We start from the raw sequence: 21,708 nt of genomic DNA, 5'->3' as shown, positions 1-21,708 counted from the left end.
GTGGTGGTGCGGCGATCCGCGGTCGGCCGACGGGCTGGCGGCGCCGTGCCGGGATCAGGGGATTTCTGCCGCCGGCATGCGCACCTGGATGATCGCCGCCTTGCGCCCCAGCCCCGGGGCGCCCCGGTTGCGGTCATAGAAGCGCGGGTTGGGCACCATGCCGGCCAGCCGGGCCGCCTGGTCGCTGCCCAGTTGGGCGGCGGAGATGCCGTAGTAGTGGCGGGCGGCGGCCTCGGCGCCGAACACGCCGTTGCCCCATTCGATGACGTTGAGGTAGACCTCGAAGATGCGCCGCTTGTCCCAGGTGGCTTCGATCATCAGGGTGATGACGGCCTCCTCGGCCTTGCGCCAGGGCGTCTTGGCCGGACTGAGGAAGAGGTTCTTGGCCAGTTGCTGGGAGATGGTGGAGCCGCCGGCCACCACCTTGCCGCGCCGCTGGTTCTTCTCGATGGCCTTCTGGATGCCTTCCCAGTCGAAGCCCTCGTGGTCCACGAACTTGGCGTCCTCGGCGGCGATGATGGCGCGCTTGAGATTGGGCGAGATGCGCGCGTAATCGACCCACTGCTTCTTCAGCTGGGCCTTGGGGTCCTTGAGGCGCAACTCGGCCAGGCGGATTTCCATGAAGCGGGTCATGTCCGGGTTGGCCCAGCTCCACCACAGCACCCAGCCGAACAGCCACAGCTGATAGCCCAGCACCAGGGCGATCACGGCCAGCACGGCACGCTTCAGCCAGCGCAGGATAACGCGCATGGGGCGGGCGCCTCAGGCCGGGCGCAGCAGACGGCGCACGGCGGCGGTGTCCGGGCGCACCCCGCGCCACAGGGCGAAGGCCTCCGCCGCCTGTTCCACCAGCATGCCCAGCCCGTCGGCCAGCACGCTGGCACCCAGCCGGCGGGCCTGGGCGAGGAAGGGCGTCTCGCTGCCGTACATCATGTCGTAGGCCGCCGCGCCGGGGGCGTACAGGCCTGCCGGCAGGGGTACCGGCTCGCCCTGCAGGCTGGCGCTGGTGGCATTGATCACCACGTCGTACTGGCGACCGGCCAGGGCGGCGAAGCTGCAGGCATCCACCGCCGCCGCCGGATGGCTCGCCACCACCAGGGCGGCCAGCTCCTCAGCCCGGGCCACGGTGCGGTTGGCGATGGTCAGGTGGGCCGGCGCCGCATCGAGCAGGGGGCCGAGGGCGCCCCGGGCGGCGCCGCCGGCGCCAAGCAGCAGGATGCGTTTCCCGGCCAGGGACACGCCGAGGAAATCGGTGAGATCGCGCACCAGGCCGACGCCGTCGGTGTTGTCGCCGAGGATGCCGTCGCTGCCGAAGACCAGGGTGTTCACTGCCCCGGCCAGCCGGGCCCGGGGGGTCAGCCGGTTGCCCGGGCCGCTGGCCAGGCGGAAGGCGTCTTCCTTGAACGGCACGGTGACGTTGGCGCCCCGCCCGCCTTCGGCGATGAAGGCGGCGACGGCCTCGGCAAAGCCATCGGCCTGGTCGACGGGGGCCAGGCGGGCCTCATAGGTCAGGTCCTGGCCAGTGGCGGCGGCGAAGGCGGCATGGATGGCGGGGGATTTGGAGTGGCCGATGGGGTTGCCGAAAACGCAGTAGCGATCAGTCATGGCGGGCGGTGGAAGGTGGGGAAGGCCGGGCATGGCACGCCGGGCGGGGGAGTTGCGGCGTGGGTGCCGAGCGGGCAAGCGTAAGAGTTTACCTGCAATGCCTCGCCCCGGCAGCCGGGAGCGGGCAGTGGCGGGCGGGGCCAGCGCCTTGTCCGCGCCATGCCGCGGAAAAGGACCGGCCAGGGTGGCGGGCAGTTGATCTAGGTCACGGCAGACGTTGCCAGGGTCATTGAAAATCGGGCTCTTTTTGATCGGGGGGTCAATCAATGAGTGCACGGGATGGGGCCATCGTGGCCTGGCAGGACAGCTACAGCGTCGGCATGGAGGAGATCGACGCGCAGCACCAAGCCTTGTTCAGCACCATCAACCGCCTGTGGGCGGTGCTGGTCGGGGGCAAGGAGGCGCCGGGCGAGGTGCTCGGGCTGATCGAGGAATTGGAGCGCTACACGGTGGCCCATTTCTCCGCCGAGGAGACTTTCATGGAGCGGGCCGGCTACCCTGGCCTGGCGGCCCACCGGGCCCTGCATGCCCAGTTCGTCCAGCGCATTGCCGCCGAGCGCCAGTCCGCCAGCCAGGGCCGGCGCCTGAGCCTGGATCTGCTGCACTTCCTCAAGGACTGGCTGGTGGAGCACATCCTGGTGCAGGACCAGCAGTACGCCGCCTATTGCCGGGAGAACAAGGCGCGCAGCAGCGGCCTGTCCGGCCTGTTCAAGCGTTTCTGGGCCTGAGCTGAGGTCTCCGGTGCCGGGCCGGTTGCGGTCCGGGCCCGGACCTATTTGGATTGCAGCTGGTCGCCCTGGGTGAACGACCAGGTACGGGTGATGTAGAGCAGGTCGGTGTCGCGCCGGATATCCGGGGGGAACGGCGCGTAGGGGCCGGCCAGTTGGACGATGCGTCGCGCCGCGTCGTCCAGCACCTTGAAGCCGGAGGGGCGGTTCAGTTCCACTTCCTGAACCGTCCCGTCGGGGCGGATCACCACGGTCATCACCAGGGTGCCGTAGGTGCGCCCCTTGGCGGCATCCGGATAGTTGAGGGTGCCGACCTTTTCCACCTTGAGGCGCCAGTCCTCCACGTAGCGGGCGAAACGGTACTCGCTGGTGCGCGCGCCGATGAACTGCTTGCGCGGCATCTTGTTGTAATCGTCGATCTGCCGGTCGATTTCGCCCAGGGTGCGGGCCATGGCCAGGGCACTGCTGGCCAGGTCCTTGCCCGAGGTGGGCGTCGGCAGGGGCGCTTCCCGGGAGGCTTCCCGGGCCTCCTTGGGCGTACTCGCCCGGGATTTCTGCGCCTGGCTGAGCAGGGCGCGCTGCTTGGCTTCCAGTTCCTCGATGCGGCGCTGCTTGCGCTCCAGTTCGCTGCCCTCCCGGTGTTCCGGCGCCGGCGGCAGCGGCGTCTTGGCGCGGCGGTTCTGCTCGGTGTTGCCACCCCCGTCCAGGTTGTTCTGGGCCAGGGCCTGGGCGTCGCTGGGCGGGCGCTTGGATTTGGCGTTGACCAGGATGATGTCCAGGGCCTTGTCCTGGAGCGCCCGGGAAGCGTCGGGGAACTGGAAGTGCAGGGACAGCAGCACGGCATGGAGCAGCACCGAGACGCCGATGCCGACCATCAGCGTGCGGGAACTGTCCGCCGGCGGCGATGAAAGGGGCATGGGCAGCGCGGTGGCGCTCATTTCAGGCATCCTCGTTGGGCTGGGACAGGGCGGCCTCGACGGCCGGCTCGGCGCCGGGCACGCTGTCGTCGCTGCTGCCGTCGCCGCTGTCGTCGATCTCCGCCTCGTCGTCCTCCAGGTCGGCGCCGGAGTCGGCGGCCGTGACGCCCAGGGTGGCGACGAAGCGGAAATCCAGGGTCAGGGTGAGCGGGTCGGTCTTGTCCACCACCAGGGCCACCCGGGTACCCGGCACCAGTTCGGGCAGGGAGGGCACCCGGTGCAGGCCGGGCAGGCGGTCCACCCGCACCAGGTTTTCCTTGCGCACCGTGGCGTCCAGGGCGGTGATGCCTTCCTGGGCCAGCCAGCGGATCACCCAGTAGCGCTCCATGCCGCGCTGGAAGTCGGCGTAGGCGGCGTAGGTCAGCTCGAAGTCGCGCATGGCGGCAAACAGCACGTCGGACTTGCCCGAGAAGGTCGGGGGCTTGCCGCTGACGGCGGCCACCAGCTGCCACTGGTTGATCAGGTCCACGTAGCGGCGCAGCGGCGAGGTGCTCCAGGCATAGCAGTCCACCCCCAGGCCCTCGTGGGGCAGGGGCGAGGTGGTCATGCGCACCTTGCCGCCGACCTGGGCCCGGTACAGGGCGGGAATCTTCAGGTCGGCCAGCAGCCGGCCCCAGGTGGCGTTGGCGACGATCATCAACTCGGCCACCAGCTTGTCCAGGGGGCTGCCCCGGGGACGTTCGCTGATCTGTACCCGGCAACCGTCCGGATCGGTGTCCAGGTCGCCCTCGATCTCGAAGTTGTAGTCGTTGACGCCCTGGGTGGCCGAGGGCTTGCCGCGCCGGCCCTCGCAGGCGCAGGCGAAGTGGTAGAGGGTGAGCAGTTCGTCGCGGAAGGGGAACTCGGCCAGGCCGCTGGCCAGGGTCTCGGCGTTGAACAGGGGCTCGATGTCCTGGTGGCGCAGGTTGGTGGCGATCGGCACCACCTCGCAGCGCGACTCGTGGGAGAGGATCTCCCAGGTATCGGAGACGGTCAGGTACAGCGACAGGGCCGGGCAGTCGCGGCCGCCGTAGAGGGTGAAACGGTCCACCACTTCGCTCGGCAGCATGGTGATCTTGTTGCCCGGCATGTACACCGTGGACAGGCGCTTGCGCGCCACCCCGTCGAGGGGCGAGCCCAGGCCGAACCCCAGGCCCGGGGCGGCGATGTGGATGCCGATGCGCCAGCCGATGCCGGGCAGGGGCGTTACCGACAGGGCGTCGTCGATCTCGGTGGTGGCGGCGTCGTCGATGGAGAAGGCCTGCACCTCGGCCCGGGGCAGATCGTCCGGGGCGTGGGGGATCTCGATCTCGGGGAAGCCGGTGCCTTGCGGGAACTGCTCGAACAGGAAGCGCTTGTAGTGCAGCTCGTAGGCGGAACGGAAGGCGCCGGCGGCGAACAGCAGGGCCTCGGCCGACTGGCCGCTGCGCTCCACGGCAGCCTCCAGGGCCTTCACCTCGGGGCGGTTGCGGTCCGGCTTGAAGAGCAGGGCGTCGACCTGGTTGCGGAACTCGTCGGGCAGGGTACCGGCGGCGATCTCGCTGGCCATGCGCTCGATGGCCTCGGCTTGCAGGCGTTTCTTCTCGGCGCCGGCCAGGGCGGCCTTGAGGATTTCCGGCGGAGCCTTGCGGAAGCGGCCGCGGCCCTTGCGGTGGAAGTAGATCGGCGCGGCCTGCAAGGCCAGCAGCACGGCGGTGGCCTCCACCGCGCCGGGCTCGTGGCCGACGTAGTCCTTGGCGAACGCGGCAAAGGCGAACTCGTCGTCGCCGGCGCATTCCCACAGGAATTCCGGATCGATGCCGGCGGCCTCAGACTCGGCCAGGCCGAGCAGGGCCGTGGGGGAGGGCTCCTTGAAGCGCAGCAGCACGTTGGCGGCCTTGATCTTGGAACGCTTGCCCGAGGCCGCCTCCACCTGCAGGGTGGTGTCGTTGTCGGCGAGCACGGAACCGGCCTTGAAGGCGCCGTCTTCTTCAAACAGGATAAACATCCGCGAATTATACCTTTCGCGCCGGGGTGCCCCCGGCGTCGTGTGAATCGACAATCCCCGCGAACTCAAGGAGTTGGGGAATGATCTCGGGAAAACGGGTGAAGCTGTGGTCACCGCCCGGGAAGACCCGCTGGTCGGCCCCGGCGTAGCGGGCCACCGCCTGCCGGTAGTCGAGCACCTCGTCGCCGGTTTCTACCAGCAGCAGGTAGCGCGAGGGGGTGATGTGCGGCACGTGGAGGGCTTCCAGTTCGGCGATGTGGTCCGTGGTGAACACGAACACCTCACCGCTGTACATATTGGTTTGCGGCCCCAGGTAGGTCGCCAGGGACTGGGGGGCGGCCACCGCCGGGTTGATCAGGGCGGCGCGCAGGTCGTGCTGTTCCGCCAGCCAGGTGGCGTAGTAGCCCCCCAGGGAACTGCCCGCCAGCACCACCGGGCGGCCGGCGGCCCGGGCTTGCCGGATCAGCTCTTCGGCCAGGGCGATGGCCTCGGCCGGCCGGTCGGGCAGCAGCGGGCAGACGAAGGCGTCGGCCAGGCCCCGGGCGGCCATCGCCTCGCCGAGCAGGCGGGCTTTCCACGACTGGGGCGAGGAGCGGAAACCGTGCAGGTAAATGAGCAGGGGAAGCATGGGGGCTATGGCGTGTCGGGGCGGCGTTTCGGGGCTAAGCGGCCGGACTACTTGGCGGCGAAGCGGTGCGGCGCGGCTTGTTGCGGGGCGGCGGCGAGTCCGGCCAGGGCGGCCCGGGCGGTGCTGTCCCCGGCCAGGTGGGCGAGCCAGAAGGCGGTGGACAGGGCGCTCAGCCAGGGGGTGAAGGCCGGCGCTGGAGGGCTCCCGGCATTGTCCTCCGCTTCGCCGGCAAAGTCGTTGTGGCGGCCCTCGGCGGCGACGAACAGGTACTTGCCGCCAGGGGGCATGTGTTCGAAGGGCAGACAGCGGTTGGCGGCGTCGATGTCGCCGCGCAGCAGGCCCTCGTCCCGGCTGCCGGTGAGGGAGAGGAAGGGGGCGGTCACGGCGGCGAAGCGCTCGGGCAGCGGCAGCGGGTTGGCCCGGGCCGAGGGGGAAAAGGCCAGGGCGGCGCCCAGGCCGGCCACCGGCGCGTACAGGGGGCCGGCAATCTCGTCTTCCCCGGGGGCAGGATCGTAGCAGCGGCGCTCCCCGGCCAGGATCTGGGTGGTGACGCCGCCAAAGGAGTGGCCGGCAACCCCAATAGGGACGAGCGTTTCCAGAGGGGGGGGCTGGAGAGCGGCCACCAGCGCGGCGATTAGGGCATGCATCTCGGAGACCCGCGTCCGTAGTGCCTTTCCGGCCAGGGCTTCGCGCAGGGCGCGGCGCAGTTGCAGGGGCGAGCCGTCGATCGGCCGTTCGTGGCGGTGGGTCAGCGCCACGCCGAGAAACCCGTGGCTGGCCCAGTGGCGCAGCCAGGCGGCACCGGAGCGGCAACTGCCGCCGAGGCCGTGGGAGTAGGCGATCACGCCGCGCAGCGGCCCCGCGGGCCGGTAGCGGCGGGTCGCCAGGGGCGCGTCCGGGTGCAGCCCGGGCACCTCGCCGTCGCTTTCGTTCACGGCCCGGGGGCCGGGGGCTGCGTAGGCCGTCAGGAACCCCGGCAGGGGCGGGGTGGCGGACGCCATCCGCCGCCCGCTCAACCCGCCGACCAGTTCACCGCTCCCAGCTGCCAGGTGGCGAGGACGACGATGCCGAAGACGATGCGGTACCAGGCGAACACGGTGAAGTCATGGCTGGCGATGTAGCGCAGCAGCCAGCGCACGCACAGGAAGGCCGAGACGAAGGCGGCGACGAAGCCCACCAGCCACATGCCCAGGTCGTCGGCGGAGAGCAGGGCCCGTTCCTTGTACAGCTCGTACAGGGTGGCCATGGTCAGGGTGGGGATGGCGAGGAAGAACGAGAACTCGGTGGCCGCCTTGCGCGACAGGCCGATGAAAAGGCCGCCGATGATGGTGGCGCCCGAGCGGGAGGTGCCGGGGATCAGCGCCAGGGCCTGGGCGAAGCCGAGCTTGAGGGCGTCGACGATGGTCAGGTCTTCCACTTCCTGGACGCGCACCGTGTGGCGGCGCTTTTCCGCCCACAGGATGATCAGGCCGCCGACGATGAAGGCCGTGGCTACCGCCACCGGGTTGAACAGGTGGGCCTTGATCGCCTTGCCCACGGCCAGGCCGATCAGGGCCAGGGGCAGGAAGGCCACCGCCAGGTTGAGGACGAAGCGCTGGGCCCAGGTCTGGCCCAGGTTGCCGAGCACGTGGGCGATGCGCCCCCGGTATTCCCAGCACACCGCCAGGATGGCGCCGGACTGGATGACGATTTCGAACAGCTTGCCCCGGTCGTCGTTGAAGTCGAGCAGGTCGCCGGCCAGGATCAGATGGCCGGTGGAGGAGATGGGCAGGAATTCGGTGAAGCCTTCCACCAGGCCGAGAATGAGGGCTTTGAGCAGCAGCAGGAGGTCCATGGGGCGGGCCGCAAAGGCAAAAGCCCGGGATTATACCGGCTGCCCCGCCGCCCTTCCGGTCCAGGGGCTGACCGGAGGCGCCGCCTGGGCCGGACGGCAGGGCCGTGGGGCGCGGGGGCGTTGTCGGCAGGCCTACCGGCGTGGCGAAGTGGGTGACGAAGACGGACGGGCCGGGCTGGACCGGAGGGCTCCGGCCGCAGCGTGGGCGCCGGGCGCCTAGGGCGTCTCGAACAGGTGCGGCGCATCCGCCGGGGCGCAGCGCCAGTACTGGGGCGGGGCGCTCACCCGGGCGCCCAGGGCCTGGGCGGCGTGCCAGGGCCAGCGCGGGTCGTAGAGAATGCCCCGGGCCAGGGCCACCAGGTCGGCGGTGCCCTCGGCCACCACCCGCTCGGCCTGGTGCGGGTCGGTGATCAGCCCGACGGCGATGGTCGGCAGCCCGGTCTCGGCCTTGATACGGGCGGCGAAGGGCAGTTGGTAGCCCGGCTCCGCCACGATCTGCTGGCGCGGGTCGAGGCCACCGCTGGAGACGTGTACGAAGTCGGCGCCCCGGGCCTGCAATTCCCGGGTGAGGGCGACGCTTTCGTCCAGGGTCCAGCCGCCCTCCACCCAGTCGGTGGCGGACAGCCGGGCGCCCAAGGCCTTGCCCGCCGGCCAGACGGCGCGCACCGCATCGAACACCTCTAGGGGAAAGCGCATGCGGTTGGCCAGGGAGCCGCCGTAGGCGTCGCCGCGCTGGTTCGACAGCGGCGAGAGGAACTGGTGCAGCAGGTAGCCGTGGGCGGCGTGCAGCTCCACCAGGTCGAAGCCGAGCCGGTCGGCGCGCCGGGCGGCGGCCACGAAGGCATCGCGGATGCGGGCCAGCCCGGCGGCATCGAGGGCGGCGGGCGGGGCCTCGCCGGGGCGCCCGGCCAGGGGCGAGGGCGCCAGGGGCTGCCAGCCACCCTCGGCCGGGGTGAGCTGGCGGATGCCGGTCCACGGCGCCGAACTGCTGCCCTTGCGCCCGGCGTGGGACAGCTGGATGCCCAGGGCGATCGGAGCATGGCGGCGTAGGGCAGTTAGCACCCGGGCGAATGCCGTCTCGTTGGCGTCGCTCCACAGCCCGGTGCAGAAGGGCGAGATGCGGCCCTCCGGAGTGACCCCGGTGGCCTCGACGATGAGCAGCCCGGCGCCGCTCAGGGCCAGGTTGCCCAGGTGCATCAGGTGCCAGTCGCCGACGTTGCCGTCTTCGGCCGAGTACTGGCACATGGGGGCGATGACGATGCGGTTGGCCAGGCGCAAGGGGCCCAGTTGCAGGGGGGAGAACAGGCGGGAGTCGGTCATGGCGCGGTTTCTCGGCAAAGGCGTTGCGCAGGGGCTCAGTCGGGCCGGGTCAGCACTTCCAGGCGGGCCAGCCAGGTCAGGGCGGCGTTCCGGTCGTCGCCGCACATCTCGGCCGAGGGTTGCAGGCCGCCGCAGCAGGCGGGCCGCTCCGGGCGGCCGAACAGGGCGCAGCCCAGGTCGGCGGTGAGCTGCACGCAAGGTACCCCGGCGGGCTTGCCCAAGGGCATGCCGGGAATCGGGCCGGTGATGGAGGGGGCGATGCAGCAGGCGGCGCAGCCGGGGCGACAGTTCATGGCGGCCATGATACCTGTCCCCACCCCCATGCGAAGCGGCCGCACCCGGAAGGCCGGGCTGGCCTGTCCGTGGCGCCGGCTGCCGCACCGGCTCAGGCCGTGGTTGCCGGTGCGTTGCGCGGCAGGGTCAGGGTGAAGCGTGTCCCTTGCCCCGGGGCGCTGCTTACGGCCAGGCTGCCGCCGAGCAGTTCGGTGGTCAGGTGGTGGGCCAGGTGCAGCCCCAGGCCGGTGCCGCCCTGGCCCCGACGGGTGGTCATGAACGGGTCGAAGATCCGCTCCAGTTGCTCCGGGGCGATGCCCGCGCCGTTGTCGGCCACGCTCAGCTCGATCTGTTCGCCGCCGGGCAGGAGCCGTGCGCCGATCCGGATCTCGCCGCTGCCCTGGTAGGGAAAGGCATGGGTCAGGGCGTTGCCCACCAGGTTTTCCAACACCTGTCCGAGGGGGCCGGGGTAGCTGTCCAGTTGCAGGTCGGCGGGGATTTCGGCGCTGATGCTGTGGGGCGATGCCTTGAAGCGGGTACGCAGCATGTGCAGGGTGTCGTCCACCAGTTCGGCCAGGGCGAAGCGGCGCCGCTCCACTGCTGCCCGGTCCACCGCCAGTTGCTTGAACAGGCGGATCAGCCCAGCGGCCCGTTCCAGATTGCTGCCGATCAGGCGGTTGCCTTCGGCCTGGTGGGCGAGAAAATCGGTGAGAGTGGAGCGGCGCAGACCGTCGGCCAATTGGCGGTCCAGGGCCTCCCGTGCCTTGATCAGGGTGGAATTGGCCACCACGGCGGCGCCGATCGGGGTATTCAACTCGTGGGCGACCCCGGCCACCAGCAGGCCCAGGGACGATAGCTTTTCCGCCCGCACCAGTTCCGTCTGCATGGCGCGCTGGCGTTCCAGGGCGGTGCTCAGGGAGGTGTTGGCCTCGTCCAGTTCGACGGTGCGGTGGCGCAGCCGGGCCAGGGCCTGGTTGCGCTCGTGGGTGGCCAGGGTGATCCGGGCGACGAACAGGACGATGGCCAGAAACGCCAGGGCGGAGAGGGCGACGCTGCGCAGCAGGACGCCTTGGCGCAGGTCGTCCACGACGCTTTGCGGCGCATGCACGGCCAGCCACCAGGTGGGCGGGTCCATGCCGCCGGTTTCGAGCAGCAGGGCCGGGTCTCCATCCACCGGCGAGTAGGTGTCGAAGGTCCATTGCCCGGAGCTGTCCGTGAACTGGCCCGAGGTGCGCCGTTGCATGGCTTGCCAGAGCTTGGGGTTGCGCCGGGCCAGGGCCTGTTCCGGATGGTCGAGCATGAATCCCCAGGCCTGGGTAGGGTCCGGGGCGAGCAGCCAATACCCCTCATGGTCGATCAGATTCAGTTCGAGACCGAAGGAACTGGGCATTTGCGCCAGGCGGTCGAGCAGTACGTGGGCCAGAAAGTTGAGCACCAGGACGCCCCGGGAATTGCCCTGGCGGTCGAACAGGGGGGTAGCCACCCGCAGGGTCGGCTTGTAGGGCAGTTCAATCAGGTCGTTCTCGATGTTCAGGTCGAGGCGCGAGTAATAGACCTGCCCCGGGTGCAGGGTCATGGTTTCGTAGAAGAAGGGGCGGTGGGTCTTTTCCTGCAGCTTGGCGCTGGGCACCCGCACGGCGTGGCCCTCTTCCAGGTTGATGCGCAGGCGCTCCCGGCCGGTTTCGTCGATCCAGCGGATCTTGTCGTAGATGCCCGAGGTTTCCGAAAAGGCCAGCCAGGTGGCGGCCAGGTCATCGATCCGCTGGTCCCGCTGGTTCTCCAGCGCCCGCGCCAGGGCCGGGGAACGGGCAAGGAAGAGCAGGTCGCGCTTGAGAAAGCCGCTCCAGCGGCTGAGCACGGTCAGGCCGTGCAGGGTCAGGTCGTTCTGGGCCAGGCGAAGCGGTTCGAGACGGCTCTGGCTCAGACGATCGTAGCTCAGTCCGCCGATCAACAGCAGCGCAGCGGTCCAGGGCAGCAGGGCCAGCAGAAAGGCGCGGCGTACCTGCCAGAGACGCCAGAGGAGGTGCCTTCCCCGGCGCAGCTGCCGCGCCAGATGCCGGGAGCCCGGTGGGGCGGGGCGGTTGGGCGGCGGGGCCGCCGGAGGCGTCAGCCCGGGTTGCGCGTCGCCTGCCATTGCAGCAGGTCCTCCAGGGCAAGGGGGCGGGCGAAGTGATAGCCCTGGCCGTCCTGGCAACCGCGGGCCTGCAGCCAGGCGGCCTGGGTCGGGGTCTCCACCCCTTCGGCAATGACCGTCATGCCCATGCGCTGGGCGATCCGGATGACCATTTCGGCGATGGCGTTCTCATCGTCCACGGTGCCGATCTCGGCGACGAAGGCCTGGTCGATCTTGAGCCGGTCGATGGGCAGGCGGCGCAGGTAGGAAAGGGAGGAAAAACCGGTACCGAAATCGTCGATGGCGATTTCGAAGCCCTGGTCGCGGAAGGCCTGCAGGCGCTGCTGCACCGTGCCGATGTCCTGCATGGCGAGGGATTCGGTGATCTCGATCTCGATCTGCCGGGGCGTTACCCCTTCTTCGCGGAGGATGCGGAGGAAGTCCTGCAACAGGCCCTCCCGGGCGAATTGCAGGGTCGAGACGTTGACCGCCACGCGCAGGTTGGTCAGCCCGGCACCGACCAGCTGGACGACGGCCCGGCAGGCCTGGCGCAGGACCTGCTCACCCAGGGTCACGATCAACCCGGTGGCTTCGGCCAGGGGGATGAAGATGCCCGGGGGCACGGTTTCGCCGCTGGGCAGGGTCCAGCGCGCCAGGGCTTCGGCACCGGTGAGGCGGCCGCTGGCCAGTTCCACCTGGGGCTGGAGGGCGATATGGATTTCGCCGCGGCCCAGGGCGTCGCGCAGGGCCATGGCCAGGCGGTAGCGCTCGGCGGTGGCGCTCTCCAGCCCGGGCCGGTAGTCCTCGTGCTGGGAAAGGCCGCGCCGCTTGGCGGTCTTGAGCAGCAGGGAGGCGACCACGATGGCGTCGGTGGGCGTACCGCGGAACTGGGCCAGGTCGAGGCGGGCCGAGCCGATGCTGACGAATTGGGGGGGGCCGTCGCCGCCGGTCAGCCCGAGCAGTTCGTTGATGCGCGCCTCGGTCACTTCGCTGCCCGGGCCGAGGATGGCAAAGATGTCGTCGTGCAGGCGGGCCACCAGCAGGGTCGGGCTGAGGCCGGCGCGCAGCCGGCGCGAGACCTCGCGCAGCTGGCGGTTGCCCTGCTCGAAGCCGAGGGTCAGGTTGACGGTGGAGAACTCGTCGATGTCGAGCATGAACAGCACGTAGCCCGGGGTGTAGCAGCTGCCCAGGCAGGGTTCGCCGTTCTTGCAGCGCAGCCCGTACAGGTCTTCGAGGCCGCGCACCAGGGCGTTGCGGTTGGCGATGCCCAGGAGCGGATCCTGGAAGGCCATTTCGTCGAGGCGGCTGACCAGGGCGACGTTGTGCAGGCCGCTGCGGATGTTGACGGTGAACACCCGTAGCAGCTCTTCCTCGGTGGCGTCGAGCACCTGGGGTGTGCTCAGGTAGGCGGCGTAGTTGGCCGAATCCTGGGTGCCCGGGAAGAACAGCACCCGGCAGTCGGGCAGGGACAGGTGCTGCTGCTCGGCCAGGCAGCGGCGGATGGCGGCTTCGATGGGCGGTGAGCCCAGTTCTTCGAGGTAATGGTCGATGGCCGGGGAAAAGCGCCCGGCGGCGCTGATGATCTGCACCTGGGGCGTGGTTTCATACTCGCCGCGCTGCTCGACGCAGATCATGCCCTCGGGCGGCACGCCGATCAGCTTGGCGATCTCGCGCAGGATGCGGCTGGAAAACTCGCCCAGGGAGTGGGTGGCAATCAGGGCGTTGCTCGACTCGACGATCATCTGCAACCCGCGCCGGGCGCGGGAAACGCTGGTCAGGTACTGGTAGGCGCGGATGTTGGCGACCAGCAGGGTGTGCAGCCGCTCTACCGACAATTCGGACTTGGTCCAGTAGTCGTTGATGTCGAAATCGGCCATCACGCTCTTCATCGGTGCCACGCCGGGAGCGCCGGTCACCAGCACGATGCGCACCTCGGCGTTGCCCATGGTTTCGCGGATGGCGCGCACCAGGCGCAGCCCGGCGTCGTCCGATTCCATCACCACGTCGAGCAGCAGCACGGCGATGTCCCGCTCCCGGGCCAGGATGGCGGCGGCCTCGCTGGTGTTGTAGGCCTGGAGCAGTTCGATGCCGCCTTCGCGGGAGGAGAAGCTGCGCAGGCTGAAGGCCATGGAGCGCTGGAAGTCGGGGTCGTCGTCAATGGCGAGAACCTTCCAGCGGTGCGTGCCGGCCGTGTCTTCGCCCGGCGGTTCTTCCTCGGCGAAGGTGAGGAGGTCGTCGTCGCCCGCAACCCCGTCGTCGGGGAGGGCGGCAGGGTTGGTGTGATCCATCCTTGCTCCCGTCGTCGTTACCTACGCGGCCCCATGTGCTGCGGGCGGGTTCCTGTCATGACATGGCAGAGCCCGGGGGCGGCGAGGGCCGCGCAGCGAAGCCAGTCACGGCCTGGCATTTGTCATGAACATGGTGTGCAATCGATCATCCCACAAACCCCCTCCGGGGCAAAGGCGATTGAAACCATTGGAATATGCCGGAGGCACGGAGTTCCTGGCGCCGGGACAGGGGGGCTGTTCCCCCGGGAACGTGGCCGCGGGGGCGGCACCGTCATCACCGGGGCAGCGGCTGCCCCTATAATCGCCCCTGCCCGCGGCCGTTGCCCCAGGCTCTCCCGGAACCCCAGTCATGACCATGTTTGCCAAGATCGCCGACCGCTGGCTCGCCTTCGTTGCCCTGGCGCTGTTGATCGTCGGTTGTTTCGCCGTATTGCGCCCCTTCCTCACCGCCATGGTCTGGGCCGCCATCCTGGTCTATTCCAGCTGGCCCCTGCTCGGTTGGCTGGAAAAATGGCTGGGGGGGCGGCGCACCCTGGCCACCCTGGCCTTCACCCTGCTCACCATTGGCGTGCTGGTGGCGCCCTTCCTGGTGGTCAGCGTCACGCTGTCGGACAACGCCAGCGAGCTGCGCGACCTGGTGCTCAGCCTGCGTGCCAAGGGCCTGCCCCTGCCGCCCGCCTGGCTGCGCGAACTGCCCATGGTCGGCGAGCGGGCCGAGGCTTACTGGTTGCTGGCCCTCCATGACGAGGCCTGGCTGGCGACCCAGATCAAGGAAATCCAGGCGCCCCTGGGCGGTGCCCTGCTCAAGGCCGGCAGCCTGCTCGGCACCGGTCTGCTGGAGCTGTCCCTGTCGATCTTCATTGCCTTCTTCATGTTCGTTCATGGCGAACAGCTGGCGGTGCGCCTGAATGCCGTGTTCGAGCGCATGGCCGGGGAAAAGGGCGTGCGCCTGACCCGGGTGGCTGGCGACACAGTCACGGGGGTGGTCTACGGCATCCTCGGCACCGCCCTGGCTCAGGGGGTGCTTGGCGGCATCGGCTTCTGGATCGCCGGGGTGCCGGCGCCGGTGCTGCTCGGCCTGGCCATCTTCTTTCTCTCGGTGGTGCCGGTGGGGCCGCCCCTGGTCTGGGGGCCGGCGGCCCTGTGGCTGTATTTCCAGGGGGAAACCGGCTGGGCGGTGTTTCTCGCCCTGTGGGGCACCCTGGTGGTGAGCAGCGTGGATAATTTCCTCAAGCCCTTCCTGATCAGCCGGGGGGCTAGCCTGCCCTTCATCCTGGTGCTGATGGGCGTGATGGGCGGCGTGGTGGCCTTCGGTTTCATCGGTGTCTTCCTCGGCCCGACCCTGCTGGCGGTGGGCTACCGGCTGCTGCAGGAATGGACCGCCGAAGCCATGATCCCGGCCGCCAGCCACACCGCCGAGCACCACGGGCGCAAAGGCCACTGAGTCGCTGAACCACCGAGCCACGGAGACTGCCATGCTGCTGCGCCTTGCCACCGTTCTTTTTGCCTCCTGGCTGATCCTGGCCGGCGGCACTGCCGCGGCCGACGAAGCCGCCAGCCGCCTCGATGCCATCGTCGACCGCGGCGTGCTGCGCGTCGGTACCCCGGGTGACTACGCGCCGTTCACCCGCTGGCGGGCGGACCAGGGGCGCTTCGAGGGCATGGATATCGATTTGGCCGAAGCCCTGGGCCAAGCCCTGGGGGTGCGGGTCGAGTGGGTGAAAACTTCCTGGCCGACCCTGATGGCCGACCTGGCCGCCGACAAGTTCGACCTGGCGGTGGGGGGCGTGTCGGTGAATCTGGAGCGGCAGAAGAAGGCCCTGTTTTCCGCTCCCTACCTGCGCGACGGCAAGACGCCGATCACCCGCTGCGAGAACGTGGCGCGCTTCCAGACCCTGGCCCAGATCGACCAGCCCGGCACCCGGGCGGTGGTCAATCCGGGCGGCACCAACGAAAAGTTCGCCCGGGCCCACCTCAAGACGGCCCAGATCCGCGTCCATCCCGACAACACCACCATCTTCGACGAGATCGTCGCCGGCCGGGCCGACCTGATGATCACCGATGCGGTGGAGACCCGCCTGCAGCAAAAGTTGCGGCCCGGCCTGTGCGCGGTTCACCCCGAGGCTCCCTTCGACTACTCGGAAAAAGCGTTTCTGCTGCCCCGGGATTTCGCCCTCAAGGCCTGGGTCGATCAATGGCTGCACCTGGCCCGGGAATCGGGCACCTTTGCCCGGATCCAGGCCAAATGGATTCCCCAATGACGCCCCGCCTGTCCCGCGCCCTGGGCGCCGTCGCCTGCCTCCTGGCCCTGCTGGCCCCGCCGGCATGGGCCGGCGAATCCCTCGACCGGCTGGCCGGCCTGATGGCCGAGCGCCTGGCGGTGATGGACGACGTGGCCGCCTACAAATGGCTGCACCACGGCGCCATCGAGGATGCGCCTCGGGAGGTTGCGCTGCTCGAGGCCATGGAGCGCAAGGCAGCGGCCCGGGGGCTGAACAAGGCCAAGCGGGCCGAGGTGCGGGCCTTTTTCGAAGCCCAGATCAGCGCCGCCAAGGTGCGCCAGCGCGCCCATTTCGCCGCCTGGAAGAAGGGTGCGGCCACGCCGCCGGAGAGTGCCCCCGACCTGGCCGACGAAATCCGTCCCCGGCTCGACCGCATCGGCACCGCCATGCTCGATACTCTGCCGCGGGCCTGGCTGGAGTTGCAGGGCTCCACCGGCCGGGCCGAATTGCGCGCGGCCCGGCGCCTGGCCGGCCTCCCCCCGGGGCGGGAAGACCCGGCGGTGGAGGCGGCTTTCGCCCCGCTGTGCAAGCGGGTCGGGGTGGCGGCCAACAAGTGCTGAAAAACAGGGGAGTTCCCCCCGTGCCTGGCTGCGCGTGACAAGCCAGCTGCTCTCGACGCAGAGACTGTATAGACCGCAGCGACGCCGAGGTCGCAGAGGAGTGGGTGCATGGCGGGTCGCTGACCGGCCCGGGAGTCGTCGGGGAATTTTGCTCGGTTTTTCCCCGCTCTCTATGTCTCTGTGGGCTCTGCGTTGCAAGCGCTTGAATAGCCCCTGCCTGAAACCCTAGTACTGGCGCGGATCTTGGCGGTGCCACCGTGAAAGGCCGCGCCCCGCCTTGCTCTCCGGGCAGGGTGTCTGGAAAACAAAGCGGGGCGTGCCTTTCCGGCACGCCCCGCTTTTTGTTGCCGCCTGAATGGGGCGGTTTGGGGCCGGCTTGACGGGTCAGACCTTGTGGTAGATCTCGGCGCCGGTTTTGACGAATTCCACCGCCTTGGTCTCCATGCCCTTCTCCAGGGCCTCGGCTTCGCCGATACCCTGCTGGGCGGCGAAGTCGCGCACGTCCTGGGTGATCTTCATGGAGCAGAAGTGGGGGCCGCACATGGAGCAGAAATGGGCCACCTTGGCCGATTCCTTGGGCAGGGTCTCGTCGTGGAAGGACTTGGCCTTGTCCGGGTCCAGGCCCAGGTTGAACTGGTCGTCCCAGCGGAACTCATAGCGGGCCTTGGAGAGAGCGTTGTCGCGGATCTGGGCGCCCGGGTGGCCCTTGGCCAGGTCGGCGGCGTGGGCGGCCAGCTTGTAGGTGATGATGCCTTCCTTGACGTCGTTCTTGTCCGGCAGGCCCAGGTGTTCCTTGGGCGTGACGTAGCAGAGCATGGCGGTGCCGTACCAGCCGATCATGGCGGCACCGATGCCGCTGGTGATGTGGTCGTAGCCCGGGGCGATGTCGGTGGTCAGGGGGCCCAGGGTGTAGAACGGGGCTTCCTTGCAGTGCTTCAGCTGTAGGTCCATGTTCTCCTTGATCATGTGCATGGGCACATGGCCGGGACCTTCGATGATGGTCTGCACGTCGTGCTTCCAGGCGATGTCGGTGAGTTCGCCCAGGGTTTCCAGCTCGCCCAGCTGGGCCTCGTCGTTGGCGTCGTAGATGGAGCCGGGACGCAGGCCGTCACCAAGGCTGAAGGCCACGTCGTAGGCCTTCATGATGTCGCAGATGTCCTCGAAATGGGTGTAGAGGAAGCTTTCCTTGTGATGGGCCAGGCACCACTTGGCCATGATGGAGCCGCCGCGGGAGACGATGCCGGTCATGCGGTTGGCGGTCATGGGGATGTAGCGCAGCAGCACGCCGGCGTGGATGGTGAAGTAGTCCACGCCCTGCTCGGCCTGCTCGATCAGGGTGTCGCGGAAAATCTCCCAGGTCAGCTCCTCGGCCTTGCCATTCACCTTCTCCAGGGCCTGGTAGATGGGCACGGTGCCGATGGGCACGGGGCTGTTACGGATGATCCATTCCCGGGTTTCGTGAATGTTCTTGCCGGTGGACAGATCCATCACCGTGTCGCCACCCCAGCGGGTGGCCCAGGTCATCTTGTCCACTTCCTCGCTGATGGAAGAGCCCAGGGCCGAGTTGCCGATATTGGCGTTGATCTTTACCAGGAAGTTGCGGCCGATGATCATGGGCTCGCTTTCCGGGTGGTTGATGTTGTTGGGGATGATGGCGCGGCCCCGGGCCACTTCGGAACGGACGAATTCCGGGGTGATCTCGGCGGGAATGGCGGCGCCGAAGTCCTGGCCCTTGTGCTGGCGGCCCAGCAGCTTGACCATCTTTTCACCCATGGGGCCGGTGGCGCGCAGGTTTTCCAGGTACTGCTGGCGATTCAGGTTTTCCCGGATGGCCACGTACTCCATTTCCGGGGTGATGATGCCCTGGCGGGCATAGTGCATCTGGCTGACGTTCTTTCCGGCCTTGGCGCGGCGGGGCTTGCGGTGCAGGCCGGGGAAGCGCAGTTCGTCCAGGGCCGGATCGGCGGCCCGCTGGCGGCCGTATTCGCTGGTCAGGTCGGGCAGCACCTCGGTGTCGCCCCGCTCCTCGATCCACCGCTGACGCAGGGCCGGCAGGCCGGCACGGATGTCGATCTTGGCGTTGGGATCGGTATAGGGGCCGGAACAGTCGTAGACGTAGATGGGCGGGTTCTTCTCGCCGCCGAAGCCGGTGGGGGTGTCGGCCTGGGAAATTTCCCGCATCGGCACCTGGATGTCCGGGCGGGAGCCTTGTACGTAAATTTTGCGCGAGTTGGGCAGGGGGGCGACGGCGGCGTCGTCCACGTGGGCCTGGGCGGCGGTAAAGGGGGCTTTGGCGTTCATGGGGAAACTCCCGGTGGGGCAGGGTGGTGCAAAGAGGCTTATAAAAACGATGGTTTTAGCGCAAGTAGGCGCTCACCACCAGGCGTGGAAGTGGTGGGTCGGGCCGTGGCCGCTGCCGACCTGGATCCGGCCACTCTCGGCGATGGCCCGGGTCAGGTAGGCCCGGGCGTCGGCTACGGCGGCGGGCACGTCGGGGCGCTGCGGCAGCAGGGCGGCGATGGCCGCCGACAGGGTGCAGCCGGTGCCGTGGGTGTTACGGGTGGGCAGGCGGCGGCCTTCGAATTCGATCATCCGGTCGCCGTCGAAGAGCAGGTCGGTGAGGTCGTCGCCTGGCAGGTGGCCGCCCTTGAGCAGCACCCAGCGCCGGCCATCGTCGGGCAGCAGGCGGCGCAGCTTCTCGGCGGCCTTGTACATTTCGCGCACCGACTCCGGGTGGCCGCTCTCCACCAGCACGGCGGCTTCCGGCAGGTTGGGGGTGAGCACCGTGGCCTGGGGCAGCAGGGCTTCCTTGATTAGGCCGATGGATTCGTCGGAAAGCAGCTTGTCGCCGCTCTTGGCCACCATCACCGGGTCCACCACCACCTGGGCCGGCCGCCACTTGGCGAAGCCTTCGGCCACGGTGCGGACCACCGCCGGGGTGCCGAGCATGCCGGTCTTGGCGGCGGCAATGGCGACGTCGGCGAACAGGGTGTCGATCTGCAGCGCCAGGAAATCGCTGGGGGGAACGTGCACGCCGGCCACGCCCTGGGTGTTCTGGGCGGTCAGGGCGGCGATCACGGCGCTACCGTAGGCGCTCAGGGCGGAAAAGGCCTTGAGATCGGCCAGCACGCCGGCACCACCGGAGGGATCGACCCCGGCAATGGTCACGACGTTGGGCGGCACCGCCGGGCGGGCGCCCGGAGCGGAGGAGGAAGACGAGGGCGACGTCGCGAGGACGTCAGCTTCTGGCAGGATAATCGATGGCGGCATGGCGTTTCCCTTCGCCGGCATGACCCGGATCAGGTTCCAAGGGACTCTCTCAGCCGCGCAGCCCATCCGCGCGGCACCCCTAACGTGGTCCCGCAAGGTACTGGAAAAGCGGAGCGCCCTCAAGTTTCCTGTCAGCCGGCCGTAAAATCGTCGTAGACCACAAATTTCCGCCGCCTCGGGGAGTAGAGATGACCAAATCGCAAATCGGCACGACCAGCCCGGTCGGGGAGCAATGTCCCCGCTTCCGGGGCGCTGCCGTTTTCGGCGCTGCCCTGAGTCTCGCCCTGGCCGTGTGCCCCTTGTTCGCCCACGCCGCCGAAGGGCCGCGCAGCAACGCCAAGCCGATCACCGAAGTGCGCCAGCCCGCGCCGACCCAGGCGCCGGCCGTGGTCGCCAAGGCCGCGCCGGAAGCCCGGCCCGCGGCGCCGGCGGCGGACTGGCGTTCCCTGGTCAGCGAGGCCGGGCGCCGGGTGGACATCGACCGGGCCAGCATCAAGAAGGACGAAACCGGCAAGACGGTGGCCTGGGGGCGCATCGTCCTCGACAAGGAAGTGCCCGATCCGCGCAGTTCGGCGGCCTACAAGGTGGTTCAGGCCTACAACCGCTACGACTGCGCCAACCGCACCTTCGCCACCCTGCGGCGCTCGTTCCTGCGCGGCGACGGCGAGGTGCTGCGCGAGGAGGAGGTCAAGGCGGCCGCCGAGTTGCCGGTGCGCTCCGGCAGCATCGAGGATCGCCTGCTGCGCGAGATCTGCCGGCCCCAGACCCCGGGCGAGGTGCGGCGCGAGGCCGAGCGGGCCGCCGGCCGGGTGCTGGAAGTGGCCTCGTTCGACCTGCAGAAGGCCAATGAGGCGGTGGTGGCCAAAGAAACCAAAAAGGCGGTGAAGAAGGTCGCCACCAGCGAGGAAGCGGTGGCACCCGCCCGGGCGGCTCCGGCCGATCCGGCCGCGGCCCTGGAGGCGCGCATGGCCAAGGCGCCAGCGCCCCGGACGACGGCCGCGCCGCGCCGGGTCGTGGCCCGCGAGCACGAGGTGCATTGGGATTACGAAGGCCCGGGCGGGCCGGAAAACTGGGGCAAGCTCAAACCCGAATTCGCCCAGTGTGCCAAGGGCACTCGCCAGTCGCCCATCGACCTGCGCGACAGCATCGTCGTCGATCAGGAACCGATCCAGTTCCAGTACGAGCAGGCACCGTTCCGCATCGTCGATAACGGCCACACGGTGCAGGTCACCCCCCAGGGCAACAACTTCATCACCGTGATGGGGCGTACCTACCGGCTCACCCAATTCCACTTCCACCGTCCCAGCGAAGAGCGCATCAATGGCCGCGACTTCGACATGGTCGCCCACCTGGTGCACCAGTCCGCCGACGGCCGCCTGGCGGTGGTGGCGGTGCTGCTCGAACGGGGCGAGGCCAATCCGACCATCCAGACCCTGTGGAACAACCTGCCCCTGGAGAAGCAGGACGAGTTCCAGCCCAGCACCGCCAGCCTGGACCCGGCCAGCCTGCTGCCCAAGGACCGACGCTACCTGGCCTACATGGGTTCCCTGACCACGCCGCCGTGCACCGAAGGCGTGCTGTGGCTGGTGATCCGCCAGCCCGCCCAACTCTCCGCGGACCAGATCGGCATCTTCTCCCGCCTCTATCGCAACAACGCCCGCCCGGTCCAGCCGGGCAACGGCCGCCTGATCAAGGAAAGTCGCTAGCCGCGGGTGACCGAGCACAACAACACAGGGCGCGATCTTCGCGCCCTGTGTTCGTTTACGCCGCCGAGGTCGTTGCCCCAGGTTCAATACCGGTAAAAAGGGTTTGACGCCGGCGTCATGGTTCGTTAGTTTACTGACTGGTCAGTTAGTTATTTTTG

18 protein-coding genes and 1 riboswitch are annotated in these 21,708 nt (G+C 69.1%); of the genes, 5 read left to right on the top strand and 13 right to left on the bottom strand.

The window, feature by feature from the left end:
- Positions 1 to 54: 54 nt before the first annotated feature.
- Positions 55 to 750: a monofunctional biosynthetic peptidoglycan transglycosylase gene (gene mtgA, locus OTERR_RS14480; protein WP_149426189.1), complete on the bottom strand. Its 696-nt coding sequence runs from the start codon at positions 748 to 750 to the stop codon at positions 55 to 57.
- A 12-nt stretch (positions 751 to 762) separates the two neighbouring features.
- Complete coding sequence (gene aroE, locus OTERR_RS14475; RefSeq protein WP_149426188.1) at positions 763 to 1,605, bottom strand: shikimate dehydrogenase; 843 nt, start codon at positions 1,603 to 1,605, stop codon at positions 763 to 765.
- A gap of 266 nt (positions 1,606 to 1,871) precedes the next feature.
- Here aroE and OTERR_RS14470 point away from each other — a divergent pair, with 266 nt between their 5' ends.
- Positions 1,872 to 2,333 (top strand): bacteriohemerythrin, encoded by a 462-nt coding sequence (locus tag OTERR_RS14470; RefSeq protein WP_054620311.1) that lies wholly within the window; start codon positions 1,872 to 1,874, stop codon positions 2,331 to 2,333.
- A gap of 44 nt (positions 2,334 to 2,377) precedes the next feature.
- Here OTERR_RS14470 and OTERR_RS14465 read toward each other — a convergent pair whose 3' ends face one another.
- From OTERR_RS14465 to OTERR_RS14420, 9 genes are all read right to left on the bottom strand, one after another.
- Positions 2,378 to 3,271, bottom strand: coding sequence for an energy transducer TonB (locus OTERR_RS14465; RefSeq protein WP_054620310.1), 894 nt, complete (start codon positions 3,269 to 3,271; stop codon positions 2,378 to 2,380).
- A 1-nt stretch (position 3,272) separates the two neighbouring features.
- Positions 3,273 to 5,276, bottom strand: a complete 2,004-nt coding sequence (locus OTERR_RS14460) for a ribonuclease catalytic domain-containing protein (protein ID WP_149426187.1) — start codon at positions 5,274 to 5,276, stop codon at positions 3,273 to 3,275.
- Between the two features lie 7 nt (positions 5,277 to 5,283).
- Entirely contained in the window at positions 5,284 to 5,904 is a 621-nt protein-coding gene (locus tag OTERR_RS14455) for a YqiA/YcfP family alpha/beta fold hydrolase (RefSeq protein WP_149426186.1), read from the bottom strand.
- Positions 5,905 to 5,951: 47 nt separating this feature from the next.
- Entirely contained in the window at positions 5,952 to 6,905 is a 954-nt protein-coding gene (locus tag OTERR_RS14450) for an alpha/beta hydrolase family protein (RefSeq protein WP_149426185.1), read from the bottom strand.
- 11 nt (positions 6,906 to 6,916) lie between these two features.
- Positions 6,917 to 7,738, bottom strand: coding sequence for an undecaprenyl-diphosphate phosphatase (locus tag OTERR_RS14445; protein WP_054620307.1), 822 nt, complete (start codon positions 7,736 to 7,738; stop codon positions 6,917 to 6,919).
- 216 nt (positions 7,739 to 7,954) lie between these two features.
- Positions 7,955 to 9,058: an NADH:flavin oxidoreductase/NADH oxidase gene (locus OTERR_RS14440; protein WP_149426184.1), complete on the bottom strand. Its 1,104-nt coding sequence runs from the start codon at positions 9,056 to 9,058 to the stop codon at positions 7,955 to 7,957.
- Positions 9,059 to 9,093: 35 nt separating this feature from the next.
- Positions 9,094 to 9,351 carry a zinc/iron-chelating domain-containing protein gene (locus OTERR_RS14435; protein ID WP_082396606.1) on the bottom strand — a complete coding sequence of 86 codons (258 nt, stop codon included), beginning with the start codon at positions 9,349 to 9,351 and terminating at the stop codon, positions 9,094 to 9,096.
- Positions 9,352 to 9,443: 92 nt separating this feature from the next.
- Positions 9,444 to 11,465, bottom strand: coding sequence for a sensor histidine kinase (locus OTERR_RS14425; RefSeq protein WP_149426181.1), 2,022 nt, complete (start codon positions 11,463 to 11,465; stop codon positions 9,444 to 9,446).
- The gene (locus OTERR_RS14420) at positions 11,438 to 13,732 is read right to left on the bottom strand and encodes an EAL domain-containing response regulator (RefSeq protein ID WP_149426180.1); all 2,295 of its coding nucleotides are present in this window, start codon (positions 13,730 to 13,732) and stop codon (positions 11,438 to 11,440) included. Before OTERR_RS14420 ends, OTERR_RS14425 begins: the two co-directional genes overlap by 28 nt.
- 349 nt (positions 13,733 to 14,081) lie before the next feature.
- Here OTERR_RS14420 and OTERR_RS14415 point away from each other — a divergent pair, with 349 nt between their 5' ends.
- From OTERR_RS14415 to aroQ, 3 genes are read left to right on the top strand one after another with little or no spacing between them, the layout of a single operon-like run.
- On the top strand, positions 14,082 to 15,176 hold the full coding sequence (locus tag OTERR_RS14415; protein WP_246154198.1) for an AI-2E family transporter: 1,095 nt from the start codon (positions 14,082 to 14,084) through the stop codon (positions 15,174 to 15,176).
- Between the two features lie 31 nt (positions 15,177 to 15,207).
- Positions 15,208 to 15,993 carry a transporter substrate-binding domain-containing protein gene (locus tag OTERR_RS14410; protein ID WP_149426179.1) on the top strand — a complete coding sequence of 262 codons (786 nt, stop codon included), beginning with the start codon at positions 15,208 to 15,210 and terminating at the stop codon, positions 15,991 to 15,993.
- Positions 15,990 to 16,574 carry a gamma subclass chorismate mutase AroQ gene (gene aroQ / locus OTERR_RS14405; protein WP_187775252.1) on the top strand — a complete coding sequence of 195 codons (585 nt, stop codon included), beginning with the start codon at positions 15,990 to 15,992 and terminating at the stop codon, positions 16,572 to 16,574. The genes OTERR_RS14410 and aroQ overlap by 4 nt, the downstream gene beginning before the upstream one ends.
- A 384-nt stretch (positions 16,575 to 16,958) precedes the next feature.
- On the opposite strand, the gene thiC is transcribed toward aroQ, so the two are convergent.
- Complete coding sequence (gene thiC / locus OTERR_RS14400; RefSeq protein ID WP_149426177.1) at positions 16,959 to 18,875, bottom strand: phosphomethylpyrimidine synthase ThiC; 1,917 nt, start codon at positions 18,873 to 18,875, stop codon at positions 16,959 to 16,961.
- 72 nt (positions 18,876 to 18,947) lie between these two features.
- A complete protein-coding gene (gene thiD, locus OTERR_RS14395) occupies positions 18,948 to 19,844 on the bottom strand; it encodes a bifunctional hydroxymethylpyrimidine kinase/phosphomethylpyrimidine kinase (protein ID WP_149426176.1) in 897 nt (298 codons plus the stop codon).
- A riboswitch (TPP riboswitch) is annotated at positions 19,834 to 19,935 on the bottom strand. Its footprint overlaps the gene before it by 11 nt.
- A 97-nt stretch (positions 19,936 to 20,032) precedes the next feature.
- On the opposite strand from thiD, the gene OTERR_RS14390 reads away from it, so the two are divergent.
- On the top strand, positions 20,033 to 21,550 hold the full coding sequence (locus tag OTERR_RS14390) for a carbonic anhydrase (protein ID WP_149426175.1): 1,518 nt from the start codon (positions 20,033 to 20,035) through the stop codon (positions 21,548 to 21,550).
- Positions 21,551 to 21,708: the final 158 nt, after the last annotated feature.

Origin of the sequence: Oryzomicrobium terrae, from assembly GCF_008274805.1 — a bacterium.
Classification (GTDB): Bacteria; Pseudomonadota; Gammaproteobacteria; order Burkholderiales; family Rhodocyclaceae; genus Oryzomicrobium; species Oryzomicrobium terrae.
The sequence above is the reverse complement of the archived record's forward strand: the minus strand, read 5'-3'. Positions and strand labels throughout refer to the sequence as shown.